Here is a 17,583-nt window from a genome sequence, read left to right as displayed (position 1 = left end):
TATAATTAGACAAATTTAAATTATATTAAATGAGGTGATTTGCTTGAATCGAGTAAAGAATTTTGTTGTAGTGTCTGCACACTTTCCGGAAAATTATCAGTATTTTGCCCAGAGGTTGAAGGGTGTGGGGATGAATGTGTTGGGGATTGGTGATGGTGTTTACGATGAGTTGCCTCAAGAATTGAAACAAAGTTTAACGGAGTATTATCGAGTGGATTCGATGGATGATTACCAACAAATGTATCGAGCGGTGGCGTATTTTGCCTTTAAATATGGAAAAATTGATCGGATTGAATCGCATAATGAGCATTGGTTAGAGACGGATGCACGCCTCAGAACGGATTTTAATGTGCTAGGTTTTAAAAGTCAGGATATGAATCAAATTAAGCGTAAGTCTTCCATGAAGGCGGTCTTTAATGCGGTGGGTGTACCTGCTGCGCGTGGGAGGGTGTTTAAGGATTTTGAAGATGCTCAGCGATTAGTGAAAGAACTGGGTTATCCGGTGGTTATTAAACCTGATAGTGGAGTCGGGGCAAATGACACTTGGAAAGTGAATAATGCTGATGATTTAGAGGCATTTTGGAATCAGAAACAGGAAAATATTTCCTATATTATGGAGGAATTTATTGCGGGGACGATTCATTCGTATGACGGGCTGACCGATCAGAATGGACATATCGTCTTTAGTTCTTCTTATGTTTATAATCAGGGCGTATTGGATGCGGTTTCGGCTAATTCGAGTTTCTTCTACTATATCCGTCGTGATATTCCCGAAGAGCTAGAAGAGATGGGGCGTAAAATCGTTAAAGCTTTTGCTTTGAAAGAAAGATTTTTCCATATTGAATTCTTTTTGCGAGAAGATGGCAGTTATATGGCCTTGGAAATTAATTTTAGACCGCCAGGTGGGGCTGGGGTGGAGATGTTTAATTATGCCAATGACATTGATATTTATCAAGAGTATGCCAATATTGTGCAACATAATCAGTTTACGGCAGATGTGACGCGGCCATATTATTGTGGGTATATTTCTCGGAAATCGGGACGTGATTTCAAGCATGATAATGAGGCGGTTCGGGCACATTGCGGCGATCAACTGATGAAATTAATTGAAGTGCCCGAGGCATTTGTGCCGGTACTAGGGCGTAATGGGTATGTTGTCAGAGCGAAGGAGAAGGCCGAGTTATTGGATATGCTGGCTTACATAGATGCATAGCTGTAAGAGAGTCGGCAAGTAAGCGAAGGAGGAATACCATGAATTTTGAAAGCAGAAGTCATTATAGTGGTGCCTTAGGGCGCGAGATGCATTTTAACAAACATGGTCATGCAGGGCGACCCGTGATTGTCTTTCCTTCATCCGGAGGGAGCCAACATGAGTTTGGCGATTTTGGGATGGTGGAAGCTGCTGCGGATTTTATTAATCGAGGGAAATTAATTATTTATACCGTTTCAAGTTTTGATAGTGACTCTTGGCTAGCTGACTGGAAGAGCCCTTCTGATAAAGGGCAAGCACATAATGCCTATGATCGTTATATTATTCATGAACTGGTGCCGTTAGTACGACATGAATCACCTTGGCAAGGCAAGTTAATGACAGCAGGAGCATCGATGGGTGCTTTTCATGCGGTGAACTTTTCCTTGAGGCATCCAGATGTATTCGGAGCCTGTGTCGCTATGAGTGGTGTTTACGATGCACGTTATTTTACCGGTGATTTCGGTGATGACCACGCTGTTTATGAAAACTCACCTATTGATTTTCTGTGGAACCTATCGGATCCATGGTTCCTAGAACAGTATCGTCAGAATGACTTTATTATTTGCGTCGGCCAAGGTGCCTGGGAAAGCCCGCATATTTATGATACAAGTCGTTTGCAAGATGCTTTTGTTGCTAAAAACATTCCCGGCTGGTTTGATTTCTGGGGCTCTGATGTAGCCCACGATTGGCCTTGGTGGCGCAAGCAATGGCCTTATTTCTTATCGGTACTCGAACAACAAGGGAAATTAAACGAATAATTTTCATGGAACAAAACCAAATTTGTAGCATGGGAGGAAATCGATGAGCTTTAATTTTATTATTATATCACCGCATTATCCAGAGAACTTTCAATTGTTTGCGACACGCCTCAAGGAAAGTGGTGCGACGGTATTAGGAATAGCGGATGAATCGTACGACAATTTGTCACCACTGATACGAGAAGCTTTAACTGAATATTACCGAGTGGATGATATGGAAAACTATCATGAGATGTATCGAGCTGTTGCATATTTTGCCCATCAGTATGGTGGGGTTCATCGGCTTGAATCGCATAATGAACACTGGCTCGAAATGGACGCGCGCTTGAGGACTGATTTTAATATCCCGGGTTTAAAAGCCCATGAAATGGATCGACTTAAACAAAAGAATAAGATGAAAGCAGTATTTCGCTCCATCAATGTACCGGTGGCGAACGGCCGCGTTTTCGAAGGTTGGGAAGACGCCAGCAAACTGGTGAGCGAATTAGGCTACCCGGTCATCATTAAACCCAATATCGGCGTGGGAGCCAGCGATACTTGGCGCATTAGTAGCGATGAAGAGTTGTCACATTTCTTCGTTGAACGCAATTCAGCCGAAACCTTTATTATGGAAGAATTTATCGACGGTGACATCGTCACATTTGACGGACTGACGGACCAAGACGGCAATATCGTTTTCAGCCAAAATATGGTCTACGATAAGCCAGCGTTAGAAATCATTTCACAAAATATGGAAAGTTTTGTGCTATATCCAAAAGAGATGCCGGAAGACATCTGGAAATTAGGTAAACAATGCGTCGAAGCTTTCGAGATTAAAGAACGTTTTTTCCATTTCGAATTCTTTCGTCTAAAAAGTGACCAATCTCTGGTTGCTTTGGAAGTCAATTGTCGACCACCCGGTGGACCGATGATTGAGATGTTTAATTACGCGAATAACCTTGATATTTATGCTCAATACGCACAAGTGGTCCTCAACAATCAATTTACGGCAGACTTAAGCCAGCGGAAAAATTGTGGCTACGTCTCTCGGAAATACTATAATAATTATCTTTATACGCAAGATGACATTTATGCTTGGTATGGAGAATTCATTGTAAGTTCCGTGATGACAGAAGGAGTATTTGGAGATTTTGGCTATTTTATTGTGACGGATACTTTGAGTCAAATGCAGGCAGTTGTTCACTTTATTCAGGAACTTGCTTAAGGAGAGCTCTAACATTTGTGTGATCAACAAATGTTGGAGTTTTTTTTATTTACAAGGATTCATATGTTTGATATTGATTTTATAGCCTTTGTACTTCGCCCAGCTTATTGTTTTCCAAGGCGGTGGTCGCTTTCAAAGCCTCACTGACGTTCGTGCTTTTCCAGCTCAATCGGCTAGGGTGTGTCTACTTCGCTGCGCTCAAAGTCACACCAAGCTGTGCCGATTGCCCTTTATACCGCTTTGGAAAAAAGTCGCTGAACTACGTTAAGTATTCCAACAAAATTAAAGCGATATAATCAAGTTAAAACTTCTAACCGAAATTCAAAAACCTCGGACTCGCCCGAGGTTTTCTGAGTATGGATTCATATGGTTGGTATCAATTTTATAGCCTTTGTACTTCGCCCAGCTGATTGTTTTCCAAGGCGGTGGTCGCTTTCAAAGCCTCACTGACGTTCGTGCTTTTCCAGCTCAATCGGCTAGGGTGTGTCTACTTCGCTGCGCTCAAAGTCACACCAAGCTGTGCCGATTGCCCTTTATACCGCTTTGGAAAAAAAGTCGCTGAGCTACGTTAAGAATTCCAACAAAATTAAAGCGATATAATCAAGTTAAAACTTCTAACCGAAATTCAAAAACCTCAGACTCGGCCGAGGTTTTCTGAGTATGGATTCATATGTTTGATATTGATTTTATAGCCTTTGTACTTCGCCCAGCTAATTGTTTTTTTCGAAAAGTACGTTGTTAAGAAAAGTGAATTGCTTCATTGCTTCAAAAAAAAATGAAGAGCAAAAAGAGTGTCGGGCTGCTGACCGACACAATTTAAACACTTTGTGGATTTAATATAATCGTCGTGGACCGTGGGACACGACACACTGCTGTGGTTTTCTTGTTTGAATCGTGTTCGACTTTTTGAAACTGGAGCACGACTCGGTCTCTATCATGTTCGACTTTTGAAAACTGGGACATGATTCTACGCTGCTTAGTCTAGAGTATTGTAAAGCGGGTTTTGGATAATGAGGTTTTAGAATAATCTTTTCCTAGTGTATAATAATAAGGCCTGTTTTATTTAAACGTTCGTCTTTTAGGTAAGAAACTGATACACAACACTTAAACACGAAAGCAATCGAGTTTGGTGTTGTTTGACAAACTGTTACTATAACAACTGTATCAATTGTGTTTTTATAACTGTTTCAAAACTTGGTGGGAAGACAAGAAAGTTAGTTGACAATAAAACGCTTCAATGTTAACTTGGATAAGTAGAAACTGTTATACAATTTGTGTGTATCCTGTCGTTACTTTCACAAGCGTTTTAGGCGGAATTGAGCCAATTGGAGGTGTTTTTTTGATTGAATTAAAGCAAGTATCTAAACGGTATCAAGGTCAAGCAGGTATGTTCTCAGCTGTGGATAACGTTAGTTTAACGATTGATGATAGAGAAATATTCGGAATTATTGGTGAAAGTGGTGCAGGAAAATCGACTTTAATTCGCTTTATCAATGCTTTGGAGCAGATTGATGAAGGTGAGGTGTGGGTCGATAATGAACGAGTGGACCACTTCAACAAAAAACAACTTCGCCAACATCGAAAAGATGTTGGGATGATTTTCCAACAGTTTAATTTAATGAACAATTTGACGGTGGAGGATAATATTCTATTACCTTTATCTTTACATCATTATGAAGATACGATCGCCATTGAAGAATTATTGGAATTTGTGGGTCTGGCTGACAAACGCCACCATTATCCGAGTCAATTGTCGGGTGGACAAAAACAAAGAGTTGGGATTGCTAGAGCACTCATCACAAAACCTAAAATTCTATTATGTGATGAACCAACCTCTGCTTTAGATGCTAATCGTACGGATGAAATTGTGGCTGTGTTAAAAAGAGCTCATCAGCGGTTTGGGATGACAATTGTTCTGGTGACACATGAATTGGATGTGATTCAGAATTTATGCCAACGAGTCGCAATTATGGAGGCGGGAAAAGTCGTGGATGTTGTGGCGATTCAAACAAATACAGCATTTAAAGATGCCAAAAGTTATCATGAACGGGTGTTGGAGGTGTTAAAGCATGGTGAATCATGACCCCTTAACTTTCCAACTATATTTAGAACGCTTGCTTGATTTTGCGCCAAAGCTGTGGGAAAGTCTACAGGAAACAACGATTATGATGGGCTTAGGTTCTATGGCAGCCATTCTATTAGGTTTGCCATTAGGGACACTCCTGTTTTTAACGGCTAAAGGTAAACCGGCAGAGAACCGTTGGTTTTATACAGTTGCGAATATCTTTGTCAATATTGTCAGATCCTTTCCGTTCCTGTTACTGGTGGTGGCGATGCAGCCAGCCATTCGCGCTTTTTATGGAAGAGCAACGGGAGATCCAGTGGCGGCCTCTTTTCCAATTATGTTAATTTCGATTGCTTTGTATGCACGTTTTGTGGAGCAGTCATTGCTTGATTTACCCCGTGGCGTACTTGAAACTGCGGAGGCTATGGGAGCCGATTTATGGCAACTGATTATCAAGTTTTTATTTGTCGAAGCGCGTAGTTCGTTGGTCATCGGATTTACATCAGCTTTTGTTAGTTTCTTATCCTATTCTACCGTGATGGGGGTAGTGGGGGGCGGCGGTATTGGTGATTTCGCCATCCGTTATGGTTATCAACGTTATGAAACAGATATTATGTATACGGCCATCGTGATTATTATCGTGTTTGTCCAATTAATTCAATGGTTAGGTTTTAAACTAGCCAACAAACTCGATAAACGTTAATTCAGGGTACAAAATATTATTAAAAAGGGAGTTAGGTAGAATGTTTAAAAAAGGTTTAGTCGCAAGTGTCGCAGCTTTAGTGTTTGGTGCTAGTTTAAGTAGTGTTGTAACCGCTCAAGAAGAGAATGTTTTAAAGGTAGCTTCCCATTTACCGCCAATGACAGATATTGTGGAAATTGCTGCGGAGGTTATCGCAGAACCTTATTCGATTGAATTAGTCGAGGTATCTGATAACATCCAATACAATGAGGCTTTACTGAATGATGAAGTGTTTGCTAACTTCGCACAACATGAGCCATTTATGGAAATTTTCAACCAAGAACGTGATGGAGATTTAGTTGCAATTCAACCAATTTATAACGCTATTTTAGGTTTCTACTCGCCAGTTTATGATTCAATTGATGAGTTAGAAGATGGTGCTGAGGTAGCAATTCCTTCAGATATTACGAACGAAGCACGTGCTTTATTCATTCTAGAGAGTTACGATTTAATTGAATTAGACGAAGAAGCGGGGCTTTTCCCAACTGTTGATAGTATTACTGAAAATCCACATAATTTAGAATTTACACATGTTGATTTATTAAACTTAACGGGTGCGTACGAAGATGGTGTAGCTTTAGTCTTTAACTACCCAACTTACATTGCGTCAATCGGTTTAACACCAGCTGATGCTGTCTTATTAGAAGATGACGAAGAATTTACCTATGCTTTGCAAGTTATTATCCGTGAAGGTAATTTAGATTCAGAAGCTGCTGAAGCATTGAAAGCTGCTTTTGCTTCACCAGAAGTTCATGCTTTCTTAGAAGAGCTTGCTGAGAATGGTCATTTAGAACCAGCGTTTGACTTAGATTCAGAGGATGATTCTAAAGAAAAAGAAGATGCTAATGAATCAGAAGAAGATGCTGAATAATTGAATCGTGAGAGTCTCCCAAAATTGGGAGGCTTTTTATTTTATGGTATAGAAATTTAGTAGTTTAGGTTGAGTTGAGAAGCTTTGTGCATCGCTTGCTTATTATTTATCCAAGGCGGTAGTCGCTTTCAAAGCCTCACGTTTGTGAGGGCTTTTCCAGCTCAATCGGCTAGGCTCTGTCTACTTCGCTTCGCTCAAAGTCATAGCAAGCGATTCTATTAGTAGCGATGGATTGCCCTTGATACCGCTTTGGAAAACAAGTCGCTGAGTTACGATAAGTATTCCAACAAAAGTGACGATGTATTATCAAGTCAAGACTGCTAAACGGAATTTTAAGGCCTCGGACAAAGTACGAGGTTTTTTTACCGTAAACGCTTATAAGCCGAGTATTTTGAATCATATTTTGAAAAAAGTTGTGTGTACAAAAGATTATAATTGCATTTAGTTAGAATTGTATTAGAATTAAAATAGATGAAAGCGATCACTCTAGTGGTTGCATTTTTATGTGAGGAGGAGTTTAATTGGCAGAGTTTTTACATGGCTTTCCTTTAATGGGGAATGACATTGAATTATCGATTGATCACCCGGATGCCACTCAGATTTTCCAAGAAGCTGAGGCGTTATTGCGTGATTATGAACGTCGCTATAGTGCTAACTTTGAGAATTCGGAACTGATGACCATTAACGCGGCTGCAGGTCGGTCTCCGGTAACCGTTTCGAACGATTTGTATGATTTGATTAAGAATGGTGTTTCCATTGCGTTGGCGACTAATGGTGTCTTTAATATTGCGGTTGGGGCGATTACGAAATTATGGCATATTGGCTTTAGTGATGCACAATTACCGGACAAAGCACAAATTCAAGAAAAATTGGCTTTGATTCATCCTCAAGATATCGAGTTGAATGATGAACAGCGGTCGGTTTTCTTAAAGAAGACTGGAATGGAATTGGATTTGGGAGCGATTGCTAAGGGATATTTTGCAGATCGTTTAAAGCAGTTTTTCACCGAGAAAGGTGTTCATTCGGGGTTAATTAGCTTGGGGACAACGACGGTAACTATAGGACAAGCGAATGATAGCTTAGATGGCTTTTGGGCAGTCGAGATTCCGAATCCCTTGCGGTATGATGGTCAGGTGTTGGCGCATTTAAAGATAAGTGATCAGTCGGTGGTTATTTCTTCTATCAATGAAAGAAAGCTAAAAGTAGGCGATAAGTATTACCATCATATCTTTGATACGCGAACGGGTTATCCAGTTGATAGTCGAATTGCTGGTATTGTGATTGTGAGTGAGCAAGCCTTAGATGGTGAGATTTGGTCCACTGTCTTGTTTGGTTTACCTGCTGAGAAAGCACTAAGATGGATGAATCAAGAGGAGAGCATTGAAGGTATGATTGTCACAAAAGAGGGTCAAGTCATTGTGTCTGAAGGTTTACAGGATAAGCTTATTTTATGTCAAGATTTTGAAATGTTAGGTTGAAAAATAACGAGTAGTGGCTATTAGTAGGGAGGTTTGGTTTTATGGAAAAGGTTAAAGTTGAAAACGTGATGATAGGGGAAGGGCGGCCTAAAATTATTGTGCCCATAACTGGTCAAACGCAAGAACATATTTTGTTAGAAGCACATCAGGCACGTAAATCCACTTGCGATATTGTTGAGTGGCGGATCGATCATTTTGAAGGAGTTAAGCAACAAGGTTTGGTAGCGACATTATCTCATCAAGTGAAAGATTTGTTGCAGAAACCTTTGTTGATAACGTTTCGCACTAAAGCAGAAGGTGGTGCTACAGAATTAGCGGTGGAAGAGTACTACATTTTATACCGTGATATTCTTTTAAATGGTAGTGCCGATTTGATTGATTTAGAATTGAACTTACCAGATTATATTGTCTTAGGTTTGAAGAACATTGCTTACTTGAATAATGTACAAGTAATTATGAGTGAGCATCATTTTGAGAAGACGCCTAAGAAAAACCAAATTATCCAAAGCTTGCATGCAATGGCTAATAAAGGCGCCAACATTGCCAAAATAGCGACAATGCCGCAAGACGCTGAAGATGTCTTAACACTCCTGTCTGCCAGTGTAAAATTGAAAACAGAATTAGATATCCCAGTTATTTGTATCGCTATGGGTGAACTGGGGCAAGTATCGCGTTTCACGGGTGAACTATTCGGATCTGCAGCGACATTCGCTAGCTTAGAAAGTGATTCAGCGCCCGGCCAATTGCCTCTGGGAAAAGTTGAAGAACTTCAGAACTTATTGAAATTATCTCATTAATTATTCGCATGATAAAAGCCCGCACAAGTTGACGTATCTCACGTTGCTTGTGCGGGTTTATTTATAATATAAGGTTTTATAATAATATAAGGTTTTATAAGTTTTATGTTGATTTACCAAGCTTTATACTACGTTCAGCTAATTGTTTTCCAATGCGGAGGTCGCTTTCAAAGCCTCACTGACGTTCGTGCTTTTCCAGCTCAATCGGCTAGGGTGTGTCTAATTCGCTTTGCTCAAAGTCCCACCAAGCTACGCCGATTGCCCTTTGTACCGCTATGGAAAACAATTAGCTGATCTACGTTAAATATTCCAACAAAAGTAAAACGATATAATCAAATTATACTGCTAAACAGAATTTAAAATCCTTGGACTTGTCCGAGGTTTTCTTAGTTTTATGTTGATTTACCAAGCTTTGTACTTCGCTCAGCCGATTGTTTTCCAATGCGGAGGTCGCTTTCAAAACCTCACTGAAGTTCGTGCCTTTATAGCTCAATCGGCTAGGCTCTGTCTACTTCGCTTTGCTCATAGTCAGAGCAAGCTATTTTATTAATAACGAAGGATTGCCCTTTGTACCGCTTTGGAAAACAAGTCACTGAGCTTCGCTCAAAATTTCAAAAAAATCACACTTGATTATAAAATTTAAATTGCTAAACGGAATTAAAAGGCCTTGGACTAATCCTTGGTTGTCTAAATTATTCTACTGAAAATTGTCCGCGGTCGAGGGTTAGAAGGGCTGTTCCACCCTCTTCTAATAAGGTGGCCGGTATGATTAATCGCTTCCCATCCGCCTGAAATTGTTCACCGTTGTAGTGGTTGAAGGCGATGGCATCTGCTTCTGTGACAGCGAGTTCGATTTCAAAAGCTTCTTCGCGATTACTAAATAACAAGTAGACCGCCTCATCTTGAAATGCTCTCTCTACCAAAATATAACCATCCTCGTTGCTTCCGCTAATTAATTGACGGTTACCTTTAGCTAAAATTTCTGAATAATTGTGACGAAAATCCAACAAGGTTTGATAATGATTGAAGATATCGTGATTCTCCGTCTCAGTTTCTTCCCAAGCCAAGTCATAGCGGTTGTCATAGACGGGCCAGTTATTAGCACCGGTTTGACCGAGCTCTTCTCCATAATAAATCACCGGTTGCCCCTTTGCGGTTAGTTGTAAAGCCACTGCTAGTTTATATTTCCCTAGATGATTATTTAGCATGTATAAGAAGCCGGTTTCGTCATGGCTACTTAAAAATTGTCCAGCGGTCGCATTACTTTCCAATGCTTCATTGCGTTTGATTAAGGCCTCGTTAGCGCCGACTAAGTTACCATTAATAAAGTTGCGGGCTGTTTCCTTGAATTTGAAATCTAGTACAGAATCCATTTTGCCACTGTTCAAGAAATTCTTGTGATTAATCGGATCAGCACCCCAAGCTTCAGCAATCAATTTAAAGTCTGGATTGATCGTCGTCAGTTCGTTGCGAAAATGTTGAAGGGTTACAGGGTCCACATGAATGGCGGTATCGACTCTAAAACTGGCGATTGAATTTCCATTTGGAGTCGTTGCTAGATCGAGCCAAGCAGTTTGCCAAGCCACAATTTGTTCACGAACCGCTGGGTCTTCTGTTATAAAATCTGGTAAGCCTGATAAAGATTCTGTCAGTGCATCGCGGCCGGTTTCGAGTCTAAGCATGTCTTCAAACACTGCGCGGTCTTCATCGGTTGGATAACCAGCCGGCGAATTTTCTCGTGCTCCATCTAGAGGATGCAGGCCATACCCTGTATGATTTAAGACCACATCTACCATAATGTTCATGTTATAGCTGGCTGCTTGGTCAATCAATGTATGGAACTCTTCCAAAGTTCCGAAGTGCGGGTTAAGCTCTTCAAAGTTTTGCGCCCAGTAACCATGATAACCGTAAAAAGCGCCGTCTTGGCTACCAGCCGAAACATCGTATTGAATATTGGCGACGATCGGCGATATCCAAATGGTTGTTATTCCTAAATCGGATAGGTAGGCCAATTTTTCGGTGATTCCAGCAAAATCGCCCCCTTGGTAGACACCGCGGGGATTGTCAGCGCCCGCATAGTCAAGATCATATGGATTATTATTGTCCGAATTTCCATCATAAAAGCGGTCGGTTAATAGGAAGTAAATTATTTCTTCATCCCAATCACGGTGTGATTCTCCGTCATTTGTCAAAGCTTTAATCGTTACAGGATAGTCTAGCGTTTCAACTATTTCACCATCGTTATTGGTGGCCGTTACGGGTAAAACGTAAGTACCTGCATCGACACAATCAGGAGCGGAAAGCGAAATGCGTTTTAATTCAAGTGGTATTTCGAGGGCTGCTTGTCCGCCGATAGCCGAAGCATCGATGACTATTTTGCCGATGTCAGTTTGCTCCAATTCTGAAACGTCGATAATAAAATGTTGGTTAGGCAACGATTCAACGCTTGTTTCAGTGACTTGCGCAGCAACGGGCACAGCCTGTAAAACTGGTGAAGTGACTAAGGCGATGGCGAGTCCTATTTTGGACAGAATTTTTTTATCAAACATCTAGTTCCTCCTAGTTTGTAAGTGATTACAAATAGTATAGCCTTTAAGCCTTTCGATAGCAAATAGTGCCTTAAAACATGTTATAATATGATCAAAGGAGGCGTTTACATGTATCAACATACTTTGTTAGATGGTTATCAAATGCCGGCGGTTGGATTTGGGACAGCGGGCTTACGTGGTATTGAGGATATGCGTCGGATTGAACAGGCGTTATCGAATGGGTATCGTTTGCTTGACACGGCTTATGCTTATGAGAATGAGGGGACGGTAGGTCAGGCAATTCGCAACAGTAGTGTAGCGAGAGATCAGGTGACGATTCAATCGAAACTACCTGGTCGCGATCATTCTTATGGGAAGGCTTTGCGCACAATTGAAGAATCGATTATGCGGTTGGGTGTGGATTATATCGATGTTTATTTAATTCATTGGCCAAATCCGAAAGAAGATTGTTATATTGATGCATGGAAAGCATTAATTACCGCACGTCAAACTGGTTTAGTGCGCTCGATAGGTGTCTGCAATTTCCTGCCAAAACATATTGAACGTTTAGAAGCCGAGACGGGTGTTCTACCTGTGGTAAATCAAATCGAAATGCATCCCTATTTCCATCAACCTGTGACTCGACAATTCCATAAAGAAAAAGGCATTATTACTCAAGCGTGGAGTCCACTAGGTGCGGGAGAGGGCGTGCTAGAAGAAGCCGTTATTGCAGCACTTGCTAGCAAATATGCTAAATCATCGGGACAAATTGTCTTGCGTTGGTTGTTCCAACTTGGTGCGTTACCCCTTCCGAAATCTCGTCATAGTGTGCGTCAACAAGATAACTTAAATATCTTTGATTTTACATTAAGTCGTGACGATATGGATTCAATGAGTGTCTTATCGCGTAAAGATGGACGCTTATTTGATCAGCATCCGGAAACATTTAGCGACATTTAAATAGTAATAATAGATAGGGTGCACTGGTATTTGTTCAGTGCGCTTTTGTTTATGTTTTCGCAAACATAATAAAAAAGCCTCCTGAACTTTCAGGAGGCTTTGCATTGTGATTATAAAGCTTAGTTTAAGTGGTTTTCGCGGACAGCTTTCATGCCCCAACCCCAAGCAACAACATCATCGATAACAGCGTTGATTGTTGGTGTGTGTACTTCAGATGGTGTGAATTCTTTCATATCTACAAAGTCTGTAAATAAGTTGAAAGCACCATGAGGTGTAACATCAGCTAATTTGAAGTTTGCTAGAATGCCACGTAATGAATTGATGGCAGCAATCCCTAAAGTAGAACCGTAACCTACGATACCAGCAGATTTGTGAGCAAATTCTGGTCCGATGTAGTCTAGGTTGTTTTTCAATGCTGAAGTGATTGATTTATTATATTCAGGTGTGATGAAGATGTAACCATCTAAACCATCAATTTTATCAGACCATTTTTGAACGTCTGCATTATTGTATTGCTTATTAGCCATTGCTGGTGGTAAAGCTTCATTGAAGATTGGTAATTGATAGTCTTTAATATCAACAATTTCAAATGAAACATTTTCTAAGTTTTTGCTGTCTGCAATAGCTTTGAAGTATTCTGCGACTGCTAAGTTCACACGAACGTCACGAATACTACCTGTAATAATACCGATTTTTAACATAGTAAATCCCCCTGTAATTAACAATATATTGAACGACTAATCGTTCAGCACATTCAAGTATATCTTATAACGACATAAATGTGAAGAGGGAATATCTGAAATCGAGACATTTTTTCAAAATATTTCTCAAAATACTGTCGCTTTTTTCTAGAGTATTCTAACTAGGGGGGTTTTGTTCGCTTGTAGAAAAAGAATGTGTTAGGATAAATTTGAGAAAATAATTTGTATTAGGAGAGGGGAATAAAGATGATGACTACTTTCAAACAACGATTGATTAATGTTGCCTTAGCTTTATATTTAGTTGTACCGCTTTATTTAGCGACAGCTCAACCGATTTTTGCTCAGGAAATTCCAGCTACTAATGAAGTTGCAGAGTTTTTAGTTCATGGAGAAGCCATTGACACCGAAAGTACAATGTACCCAACAGTTTCGTTTGATATTGTCGAAGCGGAATTGCCAGCGGATCGAATTGTGGTGGACGAGTCCACTCTATACAGTGATAAATTGTTATTTATTGAATCACCGGGGCGTGAAGAAGTTTATTATCATAACTTTACGAATCCTACGACGTATCGAGATTATTCAGCTTGGCCAATGTATTACCTCGTTTATGATAATGGCGATTTGGAAATGTTGCATTCAATTAACTTTACAGAAAAGATTTCTGATTATTATGATGTCTTAGCTTTCTTGAATGCTCACAAAGAAGAATTGTTGCATAAAGTCAGCAATGATTTTGTTTGGCCATTTGCGGATGACATTGATCATCTCTATGAATTGCAAGGACAGTTTGCGCCACAGATGATTGCAGATGCTAAAGCAGCAATGATGCGTGCCGAAGCTGTGTATGAAACTTTAGGCGAAGATGATCCTTACCATTATTCAGCGACTGAAATTATTGAAGAAATGCGAGTGGGTCATGACGCTTTGATGCAACGCTATAATAACATGTATTCAGAAACGCCGGCGTTTAACTATTATAAATCAGAAGATTTGTATGATGAAACCACGGCAGATGAATTGATTGTATCGGTAGAAGAAGTGATCGCAACATTGCCAGAAGCTATTCAAAGACGTTTATCTAACTTTTACTTTGTACCCAAATATGAAGTAACTTATGTTATGGAAGACTCTTTCATTGATGCTTATGCGATGCCAACTGGTGTCATTTATTTCGGTGATGATATTGAACCGGATCAAAAGGGTTTAATTTATCATGAGATTGCACATGTTATTGATTTTAACTCATATTCGCCAACTTCTTTAGAATATGAAGAGTTTACGCGTTACTCAACGAATCCAGACTGGCAAGAGATTCATGATGCAGAGTGGTACAATGCGGATGATTCGGAGTATTACTATAATGATCCGGTTGAATCTTTTGCGCAAGCTTTTGCGGGCTATACGTTAGAGAAATATATGGGTATGCAAATGAGTGAGTTAGGTTATGTAGATGAAGATATCGCAGATCGTCCTTTATCGAAAGCGTATTTTGATGATTTCTTTGAACGGCATGGATTGAACGAATAATAGATAGTAGGTAGATGAAGATAGCAACTTTTCAAGGGCTGCTATCTTTTATTATAGTATGAGGCCTTAAGTTTGATGTTGATTCTATAGCTTTGAGCTTCACTCAGCCGATTGTTTTCCAAAGGTGTTGGTCGCTATCAAAGCCTAACAGTTGTGAGGGCTTTCCCAGATCAATCGGCTAGATTATGCCTAATTCGATTTGCTCACAGTCAAACCAGACTAATACTGTTAGTTGATATGGATAGCCTTTTTCCATCTTGTAAAACAAGTCGCTAAACTAGGCTAAGTTATTTCAACAAAAGAATTTATATAGTATCGATTTAAAACGGCTAAGTGAAATTTGATCCCTCGGTATCATACACACTACTTTCACGAAACGAGGCGCTATAGAATGGGGCTTAACAAAGGATGTATTGGGGCAATAAAGGAGGAATAAAAATGAAAAAAAGATATAAAAAGTTGAAGTTAACCTTATTAGCGAGTTTAGTGGGCACGAGTCTGGCCTTGCCGCAAGTAACAATACAAGCGCAAACCGATGAAGCAGCGATGGAAGCTTGTCCAATCATGGTTGGCGGGGAAGTAATTGATACAGAGTCGACACTTTATCCAACGATTTCTTATGAATTAATTGATGCGAATTTACCAGCAGACCGTGTAAAAATCGATGCATCGACATTGTTTTCGGATGACTGGGCAATCAGTGATGGAGATCATGAAGCCAATGCTTATTATCAAAATTTACTAGAACTTGAAACTTATCGAGATTATTCAATTTGGCCAATGTATATTTTAACTTATGATTCCGGTGATCTTGCGGTACTAGCACCAATCAATATGTCTGAGGATTTATTGGAATTTTATTCAGTTATCGAGCTATTGGATGCGCAGAATGAAGACTTATACCACAAATTAATCAGTGATTATATGCACGCGTTTTCAGATGACTTAGATGAAATTTATCATCTATCTAAAGGTTTCCCGACTTCAATCTTTGCTGATGGGAAAGCCAACTTGCAACGTGCCGAAGCGATTTTCGCGAATATTCCGGAAGATGATGAAAATTACGAGCAAGCATTGTCGTTAATGGATCAAATTAGCTTTAAGTATTTTGTCTTAGAAGGTCGTTATAACAACGCTTGTGGTGCTGATTTATACTATGATTACTTTGTTTATGATAATGTAGAGGATCAAGAACGTGCGTCAGAGTTGGTTGATTTTATCGATGCAAGCTTACAGAAAATGCCACTTGACCTACAACAACGTCTATTTGATATTCGTGTCATCCGTCATGATGAACTTACTGATAGAACTGAAGACGAAAATCTGATGGCAAAAGCTTATTCTGAACGTATTCTTTACTTCAGTGACCAAATGGAAGATGATCCAACCTGGGTATACTTTATGGTTGGTCAAATTCTAGATTTAAGTACTTATATGCCGAAGGACACATTCTATGAAGAATATACAAGTTACTCGCTCGCTGACGAATGGCAAGCAATTCATAACAATGAGTGGCTTGATGAAGCCAGTGAGGATGCTTGGACGAATGATTCATTCAACTCATTCAGTTTTGCTTACGCAGCGTATGCATTACAAAAGTATGATGACGCACAACCGAGTGACTTCGGCCACGAAAACATGGATTTGACTGAACGTCCAGAAACCGAAGCTTACTTTGATGACTTATTCAATCGTCTAAGCTTTAATTAAACGAATAAACCCGAGACTGCCTTTCAATGCGAAAAGCAGTCTTTTTCTCTTTCCAAAATACTCTCATAATATAACTTTTAAGATTTACTTAATCTCTTGGTTTTGAAACCTAAATCTTTGAGCTAGCACTTTCTTTGCTTTACCATGATATTAAGGAAGTTAATAAGGTCACCTAGGCAATGCAAAAATGCGAAAAGAAAGAGGAGTGAACATTATGGCAAGAGAATTTGTTTATGGCGTTTATCCATCGTTGAATAAAGCGGAAGAGGCAGTCGAAGCATTAACAGGAAGAGGTGTGAGCCGAGGTGGCATCAAACTACTAGCTAATGTAGATGTTGTAAACCATGCGCAATCCGGCACCAAGGTTGAAGCGATTGAGCAACTAACCGAACATAAGAAGCATTGGTGGGAAGGTTTGTTAGATTTTTTCACGTTTGATGACTATCAATCGCAAACAGGAGAAGCGGTGGAAGCTGACCGTGAAATTGATTTGTCGGACTATAAAGAGGTAATTGATAAGGGGCAAGTAGTGATACTTGTGGACGGGGCATTTGAAGATATTGCTTCGCAGTTAAACATACCGAATCCAGAAATCGTAGAAACGCCAGTGGAACATTCATTACCTGATAATTTACACAATCCGGTAACAGGCGCGAGTATGGCTGACGAACCTGGTGTGAATGCGGATATCTATGAAGACTTAACCGAAACAGAAGTTGATGAATTAGATCATAATGTAGCAGAGGTACACGACAATGTTACCGACACTAATAAAGCCTCTGAAGTCGATCCGACGATTCATGAAGAACAGGTTGAGCGCAATACACGAACTTTAGAAAACCTACGTCATCCACGCGAAAACGTAACCCCCGAAGATGTCCAACATGCTTTTGATGATATTCGCAATCCTAAATAACCACCGCAAAATAATACCCCATAAGCCTAGTCGGTTCTCCAATTGGGAACTGCTAGTCTTATGGGGATATT

The 17,583-nt window shown here is 40.0% G+C and carries 14 protein-coding genes; 12 read left to right on the top strand and 2 right to left on the bottom strand.

All coding sequences use genetic code 11. The features are described 5' to 3' along the window. Window positions 1-43: 43 nt before the first annotated feature. The 8 genes from GF867_RS09170 to aroD all read left to right on the top strand — a co-directional run bounded on the left by GF867_RS09170 (window position 44) and on the right by aroD (window position 9,167). On the top strand, window positions 44-1,213 hold the full coding sequence (locus tag GF867_RS09170) for an ATP-grasp domain-containing protein (RefSeq protein ID WP_172974002.1): 1,170 nt from the start codon (window positions 44-46) through the stop codon (window positions 1,211-1,213). Between the two features lie 38 nt (window positions 1,214-1,251). Beyond that, complete coding sequence (locus GF867_RS09165; RefSeq protein WP_153832808.1) at window positions 1,252-2,010, top strand: esterase family protein; 759 nt, start codon at window positions 1,252-1,254, stop codon at window positions 2,008-2,010. Window positions 2,011-2,053: 43 nt separating this feature from the next. After that, a complete protein-coding gene (locus GF867_RS09160) occupies window positions 2,054-3,214 on the top strand; it encodes an ATP-grasp domain-containing protein (RefSeq protein ID WP_153832807.1) in 1,161 nt (386 codons plus the stop codon). 1,339 nt (window positions 3,215-4,553) lie between these two features. Then, entirely contained in the window at window positions 4,554-5,297 is a 744-nt protein-coding gene (locus GF867_RS09155) for a methionine ABC transporter ATP-binding protein (RefSeq protein WP_153832806.1), read from the top strand. After that, window positions 5,284-5,982 (top strand): methionine ABC transporter permease, encoded by a 699-nt coding sequence (locus GF867_RS09150; RefSeq protein ID WP_153832805.1) that lies wholly within the window; start codon window positions 5,284-5,286, stop codon window positions 5,980-5,982. Before GF867_RS09155 ends, GF867_RS09150 begins: the two co-directional genes overlap by 14 nt. A gap of 40 nt (window positions 5,983-6,022) precedes the next feature. Then, window positions 6,023-6,892, top strand: coding sequence for a MetQ/NlpA family ABC transporter substrate-binding protein (locus GF867_RS09145; protein WP_153832804.1), 870 nt, complete (start codon window positions 6,023-6,025; stop codon window positions 6,890-6,892). 521 nt (window positions 6,893-7,413) lie between these two features. Continuing rightward, on the top strand, window positions 7,414-8,370 hold the full coding sequence (locus GF867_RS09140; RefSeq protein WP_153832803.1) for an FAD:protein FMN transferase: 957 nt from the start codon (window positions 7,414-7,416) through the stop codon (window positions 8,368-8,370). 41 nt (window positions 8,371-8,411) lie between these two features. Further along, entirely contained in the window at window positions 8,412-9,167 is a 756-nt protein-coding gene (gene aroD / locus GF867_RS09135; RefSeq protein WP_153832802.1) for a type I 3-dehydroquinate dehydratase, read from the top strand. A 692-nt stretch (window positions 9,168-9,859) separates the two neighbouring features. On the opposite strand, the gene GF867_RS09130 is transcribed toward aroD, so the two are convergent. Then, on the bottom strand, window positions 9,860-11,716 hold the full coding sequence (locus tag GF867_RS09130; RefSeq protein ID WP_153832801.1) for an alpha-amylase family glycosyl hydrolase: 1,857 nt from the start codon (window positions 11,714-11,716) through the stop codon (window positions 9,860-9,862). 108 nt (window positions 11,717-11,824) lie between these two features. Between GF867_RS09130 and GF867_RS09125 the strand changes: the two genes are divergently transcribed. Continuing rightward, window positions 11,825-12,655 carry an aldo/keto reductase gene (locus GF867_RS09125; protein ID WP_153832800.1) on the top strand — a complete coding sequence of 277 codons (831 nt, stop codon included), beginning with the start codon at window positions 11,825-11,827 and terminating at the stop codon, window positions 12,653-12,655. 119 nt (window positions 12,656-12,774) lie between these two features. Here the strand turns inward: GF867_RS09125 and GF867_RS09120 are convergent, their stop codons facing one another. Further along, entirely contained in the window at window positions 12,775-13,356 is a 582-nt protein-coding gene (locus GF867_RS09120) for an NADPH-dependent FMN reductase (protein ID WP_153832799.1), read from the bottom strand. 249 nt (window positions 13,357-13,605) lie between these two features. Here GF867_RS09120 and GF867_RS09115 point away from each other — a divergent pair, with 249 nt between their 5' ends. The 3 genes from GF867_RS09115 (at window position 13,606) to GF867_RS09105 (ending at window position 17,512) form a co-directional block, all read left to right on the top strand. Continuing rightward, window positions 13,606-14,886 (top strand): DinB family protein, encoded by a 1,281-nt coding sequence (locus tag GF867_RS09115; RefSeq protein WP_172974001.1) that lies wholly within the window; start codon window positions 13,606-13,608, stop codon window positions 14,884-14,886. Between the two features lie 438 nt (window positions 14,887-15,324). Beyond that, window positions 15,325-16,596 carry a hypothetical protein gene (locus GF867_RS09110; protein ID WP_153832797.1) on the top strand — a complete coding sequence of 424 codons (1,272 nt, stop codon included), beginning with the start codon at window positions 15,325-15,327 and terminating at the stop codon, window positions 16,594-16,596. 214 nt (window positions 16,597-16,810) lie between these two features. After that, the gene (locus tag GF867_RS09105) at window positions 16,811-17,512 is read left to right on the top strand and encodes a hypothetical protein (RefSeq protein ID WP_153832796.1); all 702 of its coding nucleotides are present in this window, start codon (window positions 16,811-16,813) and stop codon (window positions 17,510-17,512) included. The last annotated feature ends 71 nt before the right edge of the window (window positions 17,513-17,583 follow it).

It is taken from the genome of Fundicoccus ignavus (assembly GCF_009659375.1).
Classification (GTDB): domain Bacteria; phylum Bacillota; class Bacilli; order Lactobacillales; family Aerococcaceae; genus Fundicoccus; species Fundicoccus ignavus.
This window is presented reverse-complemented; position numbering and strand designations above follow the sequence as displayed.

Excerpts from the sequence above, each read along its gene's own strand:
- GF867_RS09165 (WP_153832808.1), top strand. The coding sequence starts at position 1,252 with ATGAATTTTGAAAGCAGAAGTCATTATAGTGGTGCCTTAGGGCGCGAG.
- GF867_RS09160 (WP_153832807.1), top strand. The coding sequence starts at position 2,054 with ATGAGCTTTAATTTTATTATTATATCACCGCATTATCCAGAGAACTTT.
- GF867_RS09150 (WP_153832805.1), top strand. The coding sequence starts at position 5,284 with ATGGTGAATCATGACCCCTTAACTTTCCAACTATATTTAGAACGCTTG.
- GF867_RS09145 (WP_153832804.1), top strand. The coding sequence starts at position 6,023 with ATGTTTAAAAAAGGTTTAGTCGCAAGTGTCGCAGCTTTAGTGTTTGGT.
- aroD (WP_153832802.1), top strand. The coding sequence starts at position 8,412 with ATGGAAAAGGTTAAAGTTGAAAACGTGATGATAGGGGAAGGGCGGCCT.
- GF867_RS09130 (WP_153832801.1), bottom strand. The coding sequence starts at position 11,716 with ATGTTTGATAAAAAAATTCTGTCCAAAATAGGACTCGCCATCGCCTTA.
- GF867_RS09125 (WP_153832800.1), top strand. The coding sequence starts at position 11,825 with ATGTATCAACATACTTTGTTAGATGGTTATCAAATGCCGGCGGTTGGA.
- GF867_RS09120 (WP_153832799.1), bottom strand. The coding sequence starts at position 13,356 with ATGTTAAAAATCGGTATTATTACAGGTAGTATTCGTGACGTTCGTGTG.
- GF867_RS09115 (WP_172974001.1), top strand. The coding sequence starts at position 13,606 with ATGACTACTTTCAAACAACGATTGATTAATGTTGCCTTAGCTTTATAT.
- GF867_RS09110 (WP_153832797.1), top strand. The coding sequence starts at position 15,325 with ATGAAAAAAAGATATAAAAAGTTGAAGTTAACCTTATTAGCGAGTTTA.
- GF867_RS09105 (WP_153832796.1), top strand. The coding sequence starts at position 16,811 with ATGGCAAGAGAATTTGTTTATGGCGTTTATCCATCGTTGAATAAAGCG.